The sequence below is a fragment of the Kribbella orskensis genome (assembly GCF_004342085.1).
In the GTDB taxonomy this organism is placed as follows: domain Bacteria; phylum Actinomycetota; class Actinomycetes; order Propionibacteriales; family Kribbellaceae; genus Kribbella; species Kribbella orskensis.
The window spans coordinates 459,414-473,118 of record NZ_SLWM01000001.1 but is presented as its reverse complement, the minus strand read 5'-3'; the positions used below and the strand labels follow the sequence as shown (position 1 = coordinate 473,118).

The 13,705-nt window shown below is 68.2% G+C and carries 11 protein-coding genes and 1 pseudogene; 8 read left to right on the top strand and 4 right to left on the bottom strand.

The window, feature by feature from the left end; all coding sequences use genetic code 11:
* Positions 1-4: 4 nt before the first annotated feature.
* Both EV644_RS02375 and EV644_RS02370 read right to left on the bottom strand, forming a co-directional pair.
* Positions 5-841 (bottom strand): aldo/keto reductase, encoded by an 837-nt coding sequence (locus EV644_RS02375; protein WP_132187173.1) that lies wholly within the window; start codon positions 839-841, stop codon positions 5-7.
* Positions 842-872: 31 nt separating this feature from the next.
* Positions 873-2,591: a GH39 family glycosyl hydrolase gene (locus EV644_RS02370; protein WP_132187174.1), complete on the bottom strand. Its 1,719-nt coding sequence runs from the start codon at positions 2,589-2,591 to the stop codon at positions 873-875.
* 225 nt (positions 2,592-2,816) lie between these two features.
* On the opposite strand from EV644_RS02370, the gene EV644_RS02365 reads away from it, so the two are divergent.
* Positions 2,817-3,497, top strand: a complete 681-nt coding sequence (locus tag EV644_RS02365; protein WP_132187175.1) for a GntR family transcriptional regulator — start codon at positions 2,817-2,819, stop codon at positions 3,495-3,497.
* Positions 3,498-3,703: 206 nt separating this feature from the next.
* Here EV644_RS02365 and EV644_RS47060 read toward each other — a convergent pair whose 3' ends face one another.
* Positions 3,704-4,246 carry an NmrA family NAD(P)-binding protein gene (locus EV644_RS47060; protein ID WP_255511269.1) on the bottom strand — a complete coding sequence of 181 codons (543 nt, stop codon included), beginning with the start codon at positions 4,244-4,246 and terminating at the stop codon, positions 3,704-3,706.
* Between the two features lie 98 nt (positions 4,247-4,344).
* Positions 4,345-4,686: pseudogene (locus EV644_RS47055) on the bottom strand (NmrA family NAD(P)-binding protein); the annotation flags it as partial.
* A gap of 99 nt (positions 4,687-4,785) precedes the next feature.
* On the opposite strand from EV644_RS47055, the gene EV644_RS02355 reads away from it, so the two are divergent.
* From EV644_RS02355 to EV644_RS02325, 7 genes are all read left to right on the top strand, one after another.
* Positions 4,786-5,277, top strand: a complete 492-nt coding sequence (locus tag EV644_RS02355; protein WP_132187176.1) for a MarR family winged helix-turn-helix transcriptional regulator — start codon at positions 4,786-4,788, stop codon at positions 5,275-5,277.
* A gap of 147 nt (positions 5,278-5,424) precedes the next feature.
* A complete protein-coding gene (locus tag EV644_RS02350) occupies positions 5,425-5,763 on the top strand; it encodes a hypothetical protein (RefSeq protein ID WP_132187177.1) in 339 nt (112 codons plus the stop codon).
* Complete coding sequence (locus EV644_RS02345) at positions 5,760-6,668, top strand: FAD:protein FMN transferase (protein WP_132187178.1); 909 nt, start codon at positions 5,760-5,762, stop codon at positions 6,666-6,668. Before EV644_RS02350 ends, EV644_RS02345 begins: the two co-directional genes overlap by 4 nt.
* Positions 6,668-7,240: a ferric reductase-like transmembrane domain-containing protein gene (locus EV644_RS02340; protein ID WP_132187179.1), complete on the top strand. Its 573-nt coding sequence runs from the start codon at positions 6,668-6,670 to the stop codon at positions 7,238-7,240. The genes EV644_RS02345 and EV644_RS02340 overlap by 1 nt, the downstream gene beginning before the upstream one ends.
* Complete coding sequence (locus EV644_RS02335) at positions 7,237-8,466, top strand: NADH-ubiquinone oxidoreductase-F iron-sulfur binding region domain-containing protein (protein WP_132187180.1); 1,230 nt, start codon at positions 7,237-7,239, stop codon at positions 8,464-8,466. Before EV644_RS02340 ends, EV644_RS02335 begins: the two co-directional genes overlap by 4 nt.
* Entirely contained in the window at positions 8,463-8,675 is a 213-nt protein-coding gene (locus EV644_RS02330; RefSeq protein WP_132187181.1) for a ferredoxin, read from the top strand. The genes EV644_RS02335 and EV644_RS02330 overlap by 4 nt, the downstream gene beginning before the upstream one ends.
* A 122-nt stretch (positions 8,676-8,797) precedes the next feature.
* Positions 8,798-13,663, top strand: a complete 4,866-nt coding sequence (locus tag EV644_RS02325) for an NAD-glutamate dehydrogenase (protein ID WP_132187182.1) — start codon at positions 8,798-8,800, stop codon at positions 13,661-13,663.
* Positions 13,664-13,705: the final 42 nt, after the last annotated feature.

The following is a 13,705-nucleotide window of genomic DNA, read 5'->3' as shown; positions in this document are numbered from 1 at the left end:
CCGGCTACCTGATCTGGCTGATCGCGAACGTGCGGGGATCGCTGCCGAGCCGGTTGCCGTTCTCCATCGCCGTGATCGAGGCGATCTCGTCGTCGGTCAGCTCGAAGCCGCCAAGATCGAAGTTGGCGCGAATCCGCTCGGGATCGACCGACTTCGGGATGACGATGTTCCCGCGCTGCAGATGCCAACGCAGCACCACCTGTGCCGGTGTCACGTGGTGATCGCCCGCGATCGACGCCAGTACAGGATGATCGAGATCGCCACCCTGGCCGAGCGGCGAGTACGCCTCGACCGCGATCGACCGCTCGCGGCACAGCTCGGTCAGTTCGCGCTGTTGATACGTGGGGTGCAGCTCGATCTGGTTGACCGCCGGCACGACCTCGGCCTCCTTGGCCAATCGGTCCAGGTGTTCAGAAAGGAAGTTGGACACCCCGATCGCCCGCACCCGCCCGTCGGTGTGGATCCGCTCCAGCGCACGCCAGCTGTCGACATACAGGTCGGCAGCCGGATTGGGCCAGTGCACGAGATACAGGTCGGCGTAATCCAGCCCGAGGCGCTGCAGCGTTTCGTCGTACGCCCTCAGCGCCGACTCGTAGCCGTGATCGCCGTTGCGCAGCTTGGTGGTGACGAACAGTTCCTCGCGGGGAAGCCCGCACGCCCGCACGGCCGCGCCCACACCGGCCTCGTTGTTGTACGCCGCCGCGGTGTCGACGTGCCGATAGCCGAGCTCGATTGCCTGCTCGACCGCGGGTTGGGTGTCGCTCGGCGGGACCTGGAAGACGCCGAAGCCACGCTGGGGAATCCGTACGCCGTTGTTCAGCGTGATCGCGTTCTGGTCCATCGTCTCCCTCTCGTCCTCAGGATCGTCCGGGTCAGCTGCTCGGCACCAAGACCAACAACGATGCCGACGGCAAGGGCAGTGAGACCTCCAGCGAAACCTCGCCGTCCACCGTGAGGATGCGTTCGGCCTCGAACTCCTCGAGACCCTGACGGCCGGTGATCGTGGCCAGCTGTTCGGCGGTCGGGTCCTGGGGTGAGCCGAGCTGTTGCCAGACGGTGAAGGAATTGCTGTGGTCGGCGTCGATCCGCAGATGCCGCAACCGGTAGGACCCGGCCGGCAGGTTGCGGACGGTCACGGTCACCGGCGTCCGGTCCTCGCTGGTCTGGTACTGATCATCGATGTGCCGCCAGACCAGCACGGCGACGCTCCCGTCCTCCGAACGCGAGGCGAGGGCGTCGACTTCCTCGGGCATGCTGCTGCCGTCGGTGTGGTCGAGTTCGCCGACCTGCCAGGCCGCGTTCGAGGTCGTGCGCAGCCGATCCGGACCGAGCAGGGACAGCATTCGATAGGCGTTGAGGAACGGCTTTTCGACGCCACCTGCGGTGAGGAAGGACCGGGTGCCTTCGAAGTAGCGTTCGGCCTCGAAGTAGAAGCTCCAGGAGGTGGCGTAGGCGACCTGGGCCGGCTCGGTGGCGTTCAGGTCCAAGATCTTCTTCATCAGCTTCGCCTGGAAGACCGGGTAGTACTCGGTGTTCTGGAAGCTGTAGTTGCGGTTGTCGTAGCGTCCGAAGTGCGCCGGCACCGCTGCGTCGCACTCGTCGACGATCACCGGCAGCTCGGCGTAGGCCTGATACGAACCGATCAGCCGGTTGAACTCGCGCAGGTCGTACAACATTTTCGTCGACGACGGGCTCAGTAACTCGGCCGCCGGTTCGGCGAACGGCCGGTAGTCGCGGGTCGGGAAGTGGCAGCCTTTGGTGTGATAGGAGATGAAGTCCAGTGGCTCGTCACGGCGCGACGTGTAATCCAGGAAGCCTCGCAGGAAGTTCAGTCCGCCGCTGGTGACAGCCGGTCCGCCGACCTTGGCCTCGGGCAGCACGGCTCGGATCGCTTGGACCGTCGCGGTGTAGAGCTCGTTGTACTGATCGAGAGTGCCGCGCCAGTAGGAGATGTCCGGCTCGTTCCACAGCTCCCAGAGCCAGGTCTTCACCTCCGCCTCGCCGTAGCGATCGATGCAGTGCCGAACCGTGGCGCTGATCAAGCCCGCCCACCTGGCGTTGTCCTTGGGCGGGTATCCCCAGGCACCTGCCTCGTAACTGGTGTACGCAGTGGGGCTGGGCACGACGGTCAACTCGGCGGCCTCGGGTGGCAGGAGATCCCGCGGGGTGAAGCCGAGTTCCACCAGCAGGTGATGCCCGGCGCCGACAATCGCGTCGTACGCCTGGTCCAGCAGCGTGAAGTCGTAATAGGGATTGCCGTCGGCGTCTTCGTGGTAGACGTTGCCGGAGCTCCAGTGCGGGATGCCGAAGCCGCTGCCGGAGCAGTACATGTAGTGCGGCCGGACGAAGTAGCCGCCGCCGGAGAAGTCGGCGAAAGTCTGCAGCAGCCGCTTGCCGGTGGGCGTGTACGTCCAGTTGAACTCGTCGTAGCCGAAGCTCTCCCAGACGCGCGTCAGTGGACCCTGGCTGTCCGCGGCGTCGACATCGATCGTCGCCGCGGTGACGTGCGGCGCATCGGGATTCCGGGGAGCGGCCGGCGGGAACGGGCCGAGTGCCGTGCGTCCGGTGTGAACCGCTGTGTCGGTGGTCATCGTTGTCGTGACCTCTCTCTGCCCTGGTGATCGGGCTGCCTCACGGTCGGCCGACGTTGGCGCCGGCGCTGTGCCGCTCTGCCTGAGTGGAGGTTCCGAGTCTGCTCTGGCAGTTGATTTACTGTCAATGACTTACTGTTTACAATCAACAGTGGAGCCTGAACAGGGGCTAGAGTCGTCCTGTTTTCGGATACTGGCGGTAACTGCCTTGAGGAGGTGGTCGGCATGATCCCCGACGACGTCGTGCCCGCGCTGCCATCGCAGCGCGCTCTTGGCGATCTGGTGACTGACGTGCTCCGGGAGATGATCACCGGTGCCAAGTTCCAGCCGGGCCAGCATCTCAAGGAGACCGAGCTGGCCGAGGCACTCAAGGTCAGCCGTGGGCCGATTCGGCAGGCGCTGGCCCGACTCGAGGAAGAGGGCCACGTCGAGCTCCGGCGGCACCGCGGAGCGTTTGTCAGCACCTTGACGAAGACCGACGTCGACGAGGTGCACACCCTCCGCGGCGCCATCGAGAAATTGGCCGCCGGCCGGGCGTGTACGCGGATGCAGGGACAGGGATTCGCTGAAATGGATGCAGTCCTGGAGCAGATGAAGAGCGTCGACACCAAGATCGATCCGGAGGACGCCGTACGGCTGGACCTCCAGTTCCACGACATCATCTACGCCTATTGCGGCCATGCCCGGGTGCAGCGGGTCTGGGAGTCCATCCGTGGGCAGGTGACGGTCTTCCTGCGGGCCCGCAACGCGAGCTTTCCGGACTTCCTCGATGTCGGTTACAGCGAGCACAAGGAGCTACGAGACGCGTTGGCCTTGGGCGATCCACAGGCTGCCCAGGACGCAATCGACAAACATATCCTCGGCGCGTACGAACGCCTGAAGCGACTCAACCTCCCAGACCGCTGACGGCCAGCCGTCACGAGTCAGTCTCGACGTCCTTCTGCTATCCGCCGGAATCGACGCCGCGACCTCGGTGTATCGCGTTGGCTCCTGCTCCGTCCCTGCTCCGTGGGACGTTGCCAAACATCGGCTAGTGATGCGAGGCGGTCGGCTGCCTTTGGGTGGCGGCTCGGGTTGCCTGGCCGAGCCGCCGCTTCAAGGCCTGAAGAACGTCAGTTGGTTGCCGATTTGAGCTCGTTCTTGTGCTCGGCCAGCCAGTCGTCGAAGGACTTCAGCTCCGGGTTCAGCTCGCGGGCCAGTTCGAGGTCGCGGTCGCCGGTGAACCGGTCGGAATCCTCGGCGTAGAACTGGAACATGTTCGCCATCTCGACGCCGCTCGGGATCCCGAGGGCGCGGAACTCGTCCCAGGTCAGTGGCCGGTAGACGACCTCCTCGCCGAGCGCCTCGGTCAGCTTGGCGGCGTACTGGTCGACGGTCAGGTGCTCGCCGGCGACGCTCACCGTCCGGCCGACGAACTCCTCGCCGCGCTTGAAGATGCCGAGCGCGGTCTTGCCGATGTCCTCGGACGCGATGCCGGACAGCGGCTGGTCGGCCATCGGCAGGCTGATGACGAGCTTGCCGTCCTCGCCGCGGACCGGGCCGACGCCCGGGATCGCCATCGAGTCGAAGTAGAACGTCGTCTGCAGGAACGTCGTCGGCACGCCGTACGTCGTGAACAGTTCGTTGCCCTCGCCCTTGGCGTCGAAGTGCGGCACCTTGTACCGGCGTCGTCCAGGCTCGGCACCCGCTCGTCGTCGCCGAAGTGGTCGCGGGTGTCCTCCAGGGTCGACCAGATCACGTGCTGCACGTCGGCGTCCTTGGCTGCGCGGGCGGCGATCTCCGCCTGCTCCAGTTCCATCTCGGCCCGGGTCCGCGCGGCCTCTTCCTCAGGGGTCCGCTCCACCCAGTAGTTCGTCACCACGAACGCCCCGTGCGCGCCGTCGAACGCCTTCCGCACGCTGGCCTCGTCGTCGAGGTCGGCCTGGACCACCTCGGCGCCCGCGGCCGCGAGCTCCTGCGCCTTGGCCGACTGCGGGTTCCGGGTCAGCGCCCGTACTGCGAACTGCCGGTCGGGGTCGGCCAGGATCGCCCGGACCAGGCCGCCGCCCTGCGAACCGGTGGCACCCACTACGGCGATCAGCTTCTGCTCGGTCATCGGAATATCTCCCTCGAAATTTGCTGGGTTGATGTGTCAACTCGGTCGATGGTAGCGCGCCAGGTTGATGTGTCAACCGACCGCGCTAGGATGGGTATCGTGGCGAACGAACCGTGGCTCGACGACGACGAGCAGAAGGCCTGGCGGAGCTATCTGCTGATGCGCAAGACGCTGGAGACGCACCTGTCCCGGCACCTGCAGCGCGAGTTCGGCCTGTCCGAGTCCGACTTCGAGATCCTGGTCAACCTGTCCGAGTCCGAGACCGGCCGGATGCGGGCCTTCGAGCTCGGCGAGGCGACCCAGTGGGAGAAGAGCCGGATGTCGCACCACCTCTCCCGGATGGAGAAACGCGGGCTGATCCGCAAGGAGGCCTGCGACGCCCGCTACCCGGAGATCGTGCTGACCGACGAGGGACGGGCCGCGATCGAGGCCTGTGCTCCCGCGCACGCCGGCCGGGTCCGGGAATTCTTCGTCGACGTACTCGGCAAGGACCGGATGTCAGAGCTGGGCAAGGCCGCCGACGACGTGATCGCCGCCGTCGAGGAGCACGAGCAGACCACCTGCCCCCCAGATGTCCGCGGCTTCTGCTGAGCAACACCTTCCTGCTCCCGCCCCCCGCACCGCGGCTCCCGGCGGCGGTTTCTGAAGGTGGGCTCTCAGGAGAGTCTCAGCGGAACTTGACCTCGGCTTGATGGTCTCTTGGCGTGCGCCTAGGGCCCGCGCCGCGACGCTGTCGGCATGGTCACCACTGAAGCGTTCGATCCGCACCCCGACCGCACCCGCTGGCTCCGCCGGTCCGCGGCGGCCGCCGTCGCGACCGCCGTGCTCGGCGTCACCGGCACCGGCCTCGCCGTTGCCGTCCTGACCGCGCGCCAGCCCGACAACTCCGGTGGCACCCAGGCCACCACCGGCACCGACGACGGCACCTCTGGCGGCTCCGGCTCCAGCGACTCAGGCAGCAGCTCCAGCGACAACGGCAGCAGCTCCAGCGACAACGGCAGCAGCGACAGCGGGAGCAGCGGTCTGGGCTCGGCCCAGCAGGACTCCCCGACCCAGGGCGGGAGCCACGGCTCATGACCGCCTCGCGGAGCTGGAAGGCGTGGAGCTGCACAGTTCGCCTGACCGTCGATGACCCCACTGTCCTAGGTGCGGCCTCCGGAGCGCTCAAGGCGTTGATGGATCGGGTGGACAAGGCGGCAAGCCGATTCCGCCCCGACTCCGAGCTGTCCGCGATCAACACCCGGGCCGGCTCGATGGTCCCGGTCTCGCGGCTCCTGGTCGACCTCGTCGACGTGAGCCTGGTAGCCGCCTCCATGAGCGGTGGCGCGGTGGATCCGACCGTGGGCGGCGCCGTGGTGGCCGCCGGCTACGACGACGACATCGAGGCCGTACGCCGTCGCCTCCCGCAGGCGAGCGGTTCCACCGGTCCGGTCCCCGGCTGGCAGCAGGTCCAGCTGAACCGCCGACTCGCCCTGATCGGTATCCCGAAGGACACGACGCTGGACCTCGGCGCGACCGCCAAAGCATGGACCGCAGACCGGGCAGCACTCGTACTCAGCAAGCGCCACGGCTGCGCAGTACTCGTCGAGATCGGCGGAGACCTACGCGCAGCCGGTACTCCGGCCGAGCCCTGGGTGATCGAAGTCGCCGAACGCGAAGGTGACCCCGGCGTCGCGGTGACCCTGGCCCACGGCGGCCTCACCACCTCCACCCGTACTGCGCGGCGCTGGTCCACCCCGGGCGGCTTCGCGCACCACGTCATCGACCCCCGCACGGGACGACCCGCGGACGGCCCTTGGCGAACCGCCTCGGTCTGGGCGCCGTCCGCAGTACGGGCCAACACCTTCAGTACTGCGCTGGTGGCCACGGGCGATGCGGCCCTCGGGCGGTTGACGCTGGCGGGGCATCCGGCACGGCTGGTGGACGAGGACGGCGAAGTCACCGAGCTGGCCGGCTGGCCCGCGGCTAGCAGGGCCGCCTGATGACGCTGTGGTACCTGGCCCGGGCGGCTGGAGTGATGGCTCTGGTCTTCTTCACCATCGCGGCGTCGCTCGGAGCCCTCGGCGCGGGCAGTCGTAAGCCGGAGCAGCGGTTCTGGCTGCAGTACGTGCACCGCTCGGCCGCAGTCACCGGCCTGCTGCTCCTGGTCGCACACGTGATCGCGGTGATCTCCGACAGCTACGTGGACGTCGGTGCGTCGGTAGTGGTCTGGCCGTTCGGCTCCGGCTATCGCCCGTTCGCTGTGACCGTCGGAGCGCTCGCCGCCTACAGCCTGGTGTTCGCCGCAGTGGTCGGCGCCGCCAGAGGACGGCTGGCCCGTTCTGAGGCCTTCACGAAGCGCTGGCGGTCGATCCACCTCGCAGCCTCCCTCGGCTGGCTGTTGTCGATCGGCCACAGCCTGCTGGCCGGTACCGATCGTGGTACGCCCTGGATGCTCGCCATCACCATCGGCTGCCTGGCCGCAGTCGGTACTTCCGTGGCCGTGCGCCTCCGCCGCCGCGAAGACCAACGCAGTACGCCGCTCAGTCTGGCCCGCGCGGGGAGATTCCAATGACGATCCTGCAGGAGAACCCACTACAGCTCCGGGCGATCGGACAGCCGCGGCTGCTCGCCGGGCTCAAGGAAGGCCGGGCGGAGCTGCACCGGCACCTTTGGACCCACGGGCCGATGCCGCAGCTGTCCAGGGAGACCTACGCCGAGTTGGCGACGGCAGTCGGGCTGCGAGGCCGGGGCGGAGCTGCCTTCCCGGTCGCGCTCAAGCTGGCGGACCTACCTTCGAGTGGCATCGAGGCTGTGGTCGTCAACGGCTCCGAGAGCGAGCCACTGAGTCGCAAGGACCGACTACTGCTCACGCTGGCCCCTCACCTGGTCCTGGACGGAGCCACTGGATTGGCGCAGGCACTGGGCGCCCCACAGGTCCTGGTAGCGGTCCACGACGCGGCCGCGGCTTCGTCGATTCGGGCCGCGCTGCTGGAGCGCCAGGACGCGGTCAAGGTCCAGGTTGCCGATACGCCCGGCCGCTTCGTCGCCGGCGAGGCCCGAGCTGTGCTGAGCGTGCTCGACGGAGGGTCTGCGGTACCGCCCGGGCGCAGGGTGCTGCCGACGCGGAAGGGGTACCACCGGCGCCCGACCTTCCTGTCGAACGTCGAGACCTTCGCCCAGCTCGCAGTGCTTGCCAGGCTCGGCTCCAGGGAGTTCAGCAGCACCGGCCTGAGCAGCGAACCCGGCACTCACCTGCTCACGGTCGCCGGGGCGGTCGACCGGCCGGGCGTGATCGAGACACCGACGGGCATCCCGCTGGAGACGGTGCTCCAGTTCGCCGGAGCACCGCAGACCGGCGCGATCCTGATCGGCGGGTACCACGGTCGGTGGCTGCCGCAGGCGACAGGTGTCCAGCTCAGCCGGCCGGACGCGCCGCTGGGTGCTGGGATCGTCCTGGCGCTCGGTACGGACACCTGTCCGCTGGGCGAGGTTCACCGGGTCGCCGAGTGGCTGGCGAGCCAGTCGGCAGGGCAATGCGGGCCGTGCGTGTTCGGCCTGGCCGCGCTGGTCGACGACTTCGGGCGGCTGCTGAACGGCGACCCCGCCGGCTGGCACGACGCGCAGCGCCACCTTGGCCTCGTCCCGGGGCGAGGAGCCTGCGCTCACCCCGACGGTTCGGCCCGTTTCCTGGCGTCTGCACTCGAGGTGTTCGGTGAGGACGTCCGGAGCCACCTGGGCGCTGGCGGCTGCGGTCGCGCAGTACGAGGTGTCCTACCGGTGCCTGGAGGTGCGTGGTGAATAGGCTGGAGATCGACTGGACCCGGTGCGACGGACACGGCCTGTGCGCGACGCTGCTGCCGGACGACGTAGTGCTCGACGAGTGGGGCTTCCCGGTGCTCCGGGGACGCGAGATCACTCGCGGTGAGGTGACGAACGCACGCCGCGCGGTACTGGCTTGTCCTGCCCTCGCGCTGCGGCTGTCCAGAGGTGCTGAAGGTGATCTGTAAGGCATCGGAAAGGACCGTCCCGACACCACACCAGTGACTGAAGTGGACTAATCTCTGAGGGAGGCGCACAAAGGCGTGCGGCCCGGCGCAGAGCGTCACGTCACGCGTGGAGACGGTGGGGAATGCAGAGCAAGCTGGACGTCCAGAAGGCGGATGTTCTCGCAAAGGCGGTAGAGGCCGGAACGCACGGCCACGACAAGTCGGTCGACCCCGGGAAGCTGAAGACCTTCCTGGAGCGGTACTACCGCTACGTGGCCGCCGAGGACGTCGCCGAGCGGCAACCGACCGACTGTCTCGGCGCTGCCAGGCACCACTACAAGTCCGCGCTGTCGCGGCCGCAGGGTACCGCCAAGGTGCAGGTGTTCACGCCGACGCTCGAGGAGCACGGCTGGACCGCGAACGGCCGGACCGTGGTGGAGATCGTGGTCGACGACATGCCGTTCCTGGTCGACTCGGCCGCGATGGTGATCACCGATCGGAACCTGGAGCTGCAGCTGCTGGTGCACCCGCAGTTTGTGGTCCGCCGGGACATCGCCGGCACCCTGCAGGAGGTCCTCGACGACGCGGCCCCGGCCGACGAGCACGACCTCGTCCGGGAGAGCTGGATGCACCTCGAGGTCGAGCGCATCTCGGACGCCGCCGAGCACCGTGAGCTGGAGAAGGCGCTGCTGAAGGTCCTCAACGACGTCCGCGAGGCGGTCGAGGACTGGCCGAAGATGCACGAGAAGGCGATCAACATCGCCCTCGGGCTGGACGCCGGCAAGGTGCCGGTCAGCGCCGGTGAGGTGGAGGAGGCCCGGGAGCTGCTCGAGTGGCTCGCCGACGAGCACTTCACCTTCCTCGGCTTCCGCGAGTACAGCTTCACCATGCGCGGAGAGCAGGGCGTACTGCGCGGCGTGCCCGGCACCGGCCTCGGCATCCTGCGCCAGGACCCGAAGCTGGACGAGAACACCGGGCTGCTGCCGCCGGAGGTGAGTGCCAAGGCCCGGGAGAAGAAGCTGCTGATCCTGACCAAGGCGAACTCCCGCTCGACCGTGCACCGCTCGTCGTACCTGGACTACGTCGGGATCAAGCAGTTCGACGAGGACGGCGAGCCGGTGTCCGAGCTGCGGTTCATCGGCCTGCTCTCGTCCACCGCGTACACCGAGAGCGTCATGCAGGTGCCGGTACTGCGCCGCAAGGCGCTCGAGCTGTTCCGGCTGACCGGCTTCGACCCGAACAGCCACAGCGGCAAGGGCCTGCTGGACGTGCTGGAGACCTACCCGCGCGACGAGTTGCTGCAGGCGCCGGTGGAGGACCTGCTGCCGATCGTGCAGTCCGTGCTGCACCTGCAGGAGCGCCGCGCCGTCAAGCTGTTCGTCCGCCGCGACGTCTACAACCGGTACCTGTCCTGCCTCGTCTACCTGCCGCGTGACCGCTACACCACCGCGGTCCGGCTGAAGATGCAGCAGATCCTCAAGGACGCGATCGGCGCGGAGTCGGTGGACTACGCCGCCTATGTGACCGAGTCCGTGCTGGCCCGGGTGCACTTCGTCGTCCGGATGAAGCAGGGCGAGACCGTCGGCGAGTTCGACGCGGACCTGCTCGAGCAGAAGGTGGTCGAGGCCACCCGCGCCTGGCAGGACGACTTCAACGTCGCGCTGCACGCCCTCGGCGGCGACGGTGCCGTCACACGGCTGAGCAGCCAGTACGCGACCGCCTTCCCGGAGGCGTACAAGGAGGACTTCGACGCCCGGGTCGCGGTCAAGGACGTGATGATCCTGGACGGCCTGCCCGCCGAGGACGGCCTGGCCATGTCCCTCTACACCCCGATCGACGAGGCCTGGGAGGGCGAGCGCCGCTTCAAGGTCTACCGGACCGGTACGGCGTTGTCGCTGTCCCAGGTGCTTCCGCAGCTGACGCACATGGGCGTCGAGGTGATCGACGAGCGGCCGTACGAGATCCGCCGGCCCTCGGACACGGCGTACATCTACGACTTCGGGCTGCGGACGCCGGGTCGCTACCAGGAGCGGGAGGAGCTGCGCAGGCTCTTCTCCGAGACCTTCCAGGCTGTCTGGGAGGGCAAGGCCGAGAGCGACAACCTGAACGCCCTGGTACTGCGCGGCAACCTCAGCTGGCGGCAGGTCTCCATCCTGCGCGCGTACCAGCGCTACATCCGCCAGGGCGGTACGCCGTTCAGCCAGGCCTACATCGAGCGGACCTTCCTCAACCACGTCGACGTGGCGAACCTGCTGGTCCGGCTGTTCGAGACGAGCTTCGACCCCGCTCGCGGTGCCGCCGACGACCCGGACCGGGCGAACGCGGTGGACCAGCTGGAGAAGGAGATCGTCGCCGCTCTGGACACCGTGCAGAGCCTGGACGAGGACCGGATCCTGCGCGGCTACCTGACGGTGATGAAGGCGACCCTGCGGACGAATTACTACCAGCCGGGACCGGACGGGCAACCGCGCGACTACATCTCGATCAAGCTGGAACCGAAGGCGATCCCGGACCTGCCGCAGCCGCGTCCGGCGTACGAGATCTTCGTCTACTCACCACGGGTCGAGGGTGTGCATCTGCGCTTCGGCGCAGTCGCGCGCGGTGGTCTGCGCTGGTCGGATCGGCGCGAGGACTTCCGTACCGAGGTGCTCGGCCTGGTCAAGGCGCAGATGGTGAAGAACTCGGTGATCGTGCCGGTCGGCGCGAAGGGTGGCTTCTACGCCAAGCAGTTGCCGGACCCGGCGGCGGACCGGGACGCCTGGCTGGCCGAGGGGATCGCGTCGTACAAGACGTTCATCTCCGGGCTGCTCGACATCACCGACAACATCGTTGCCGGCGAGATCGTCCCGCCGCGCGAGGTGATCCGGTACGACGGGGACGACGCCTATCTGGTGGTCGCCGCCGACAAGGGCACGGCGACCTTCTCCGACCTCGCGAACGGCGTGGCCAAGCAGTACGGCTTCTGGCTCGGTGACGCGTTCGCCTCGGGTGGTTCGGTCGGCTACGACCACAAGGCGATGGGCATCACCGCGCGCGGTGCGTGGGAGTCGGTCAAGCGGCACTTCCGCGAGATGGGCCACGACTGCCAGAACACCGACTTCACCGTCGTCGGCGTCGGCGACATGTCCGGGGACGTGTTCGGCAACGGGATGCTGCTGTCGGAGCACATCCGGCTGGTCGCGGCCTTCGACCACCGGCACATCTTCCTCGACCCCAACCCGGACGCGGCGGCTTCCTATGTCGAGCGGCGGCGGCTGTTCGACCTGCCGCGCTCGTCGTGGGCCGACTACGACGCCGCGCTGATCTCGGCCGGCGGTGGGGTCTACCCGCGGACCGAGAAGGCGATCCCGATCTCCGCGGAGGTCCGGGCGGCGCTCGGGCTGGAGGGCAACCCGTCGACGCTGACGCCGGCCGAGCTGATGCAGGCGATCGTGAAGGCGCCGGTCGACCTGTTCTGGAACGGCGGTATCGGCACCTACGTGAAGGCGAGCGCCGAGTCGCACGCGGACGTCGGCGACAAGGCCAACGACACGATCCGGATCAACGGCAAGGACCTGCAGGCCAAGGCGGTCGGCGAGGGCGGCAACCTGGGCTTCACCCAGCTCGGCCGGATCGAGTACGCCGCCAAGGGCGGCCGGATCAACACCGACTTCATCGACAACGTGGCCGGCGTGGACACCTCCGACCACGAGGTGAACATCAAGATCCTGCTGGACAAGGTGGTCGCCGACGGGGACCTGACCGAGAAGCAGCGCAACGACGTGATCGCGTCGATGACCGACGAAGTGGCCGCCCTGGTGCTGAAGAGCAACTACCGGCAGAACATCGGCCTGGCCAACGCGACCGCGCAGGCGCCCGCGTTGATGCACGTCCACCAGGACTGGGTCCGCCGGCTCGAGCGCGAGGGGCTGCTCAACCGGGAGCTGGAGTTCCTGCCGAGCATCGCGGAGTTCAAGCGCCGCAAGGCCGAGGGCAAGGGACTGACCTCGCCCGAGCTGTCCGTGCTGATCGCCTACACCAAGATCGTGCTCGAGGCGGAGCTGCTGAAGAGCACGCTGCCCGACGACGAGTACCTGGAATCCAAGCTGATCAGCTACTTCCCGCGGGCGATCCAGGACCGCTTCGCCGAGCGGGTCGAGTCGCACCAGCTGCGCCGGGAGATCATCACCACCCAGGTGGTGAACGAGTTCATCAACTCCTCCGGCATCACCGCCTACCACCGGCTCTCGCTGGAGACCGGTGGCTCGGTGGAGGACGTGGTCCGGGCGAACCTCGCCGCGTCGCGGATCTTCGCCCAGCCCGAGCTGCTCGCCCGCAACTCCGAGCTCGACAACGTGGTCGACGCCCAGACCCAGACCGCGATGCGGCTGGAGACGCGGACCCTGGTCGAGCGCGCGACCCGCTGGCTGGTCAGCAACCGCCGCCCGCCGGTCGACATCGCCGAGCTGATCGACGTCTTCTCGCCCGGCATCGCCAAACTCACCACCGCGCTTCCGGAGGTACTGCGGGGCCGGGAGCTGGCGTTGTTCGAGCAGCGCCGGCAAGCCCTGGTGCTGAAGGGGGTCCCGGCGGACTTCGCCACCCGGATCGCGGTCCTCCCGCCGGCGTACGCGGCGCTGGGGATCGTGGAGACCGCCGACCGCAAGGACCTCGACGTGCTGGAGGTCGCCAAGGTCCACTTCGCGCTCGGGGAGCGGCTCCAGCTCGGGCTCTTCCTGGAGCGGATCATCGGCCTGCCGCGGATGGACCGCTGGCAGACGATGGCCCGTGCGGCCCTGCGCGACGACCTGCACGCGGTGCACGCCCGCCTCACCGCGCAGGTGCTCGAGATGACGGACGACGCGGCCGAGCCGGAGGACCGCGTGATCGCCTGGCAGGACATGAACGAGGCGGCCCTGTCCCGAGCGGCCACGATGATGGACGAGATCGTCGACACCGAGGGACCGGAACTGGCTCACCTCTCCGTCGGCCTCCGCCTGGTCCGAACCCTGCTCAGCAACCAGGCCTGACCCGCGCGCAGTCACTTACGTCCGAAGAACCTGAGGCGTTGG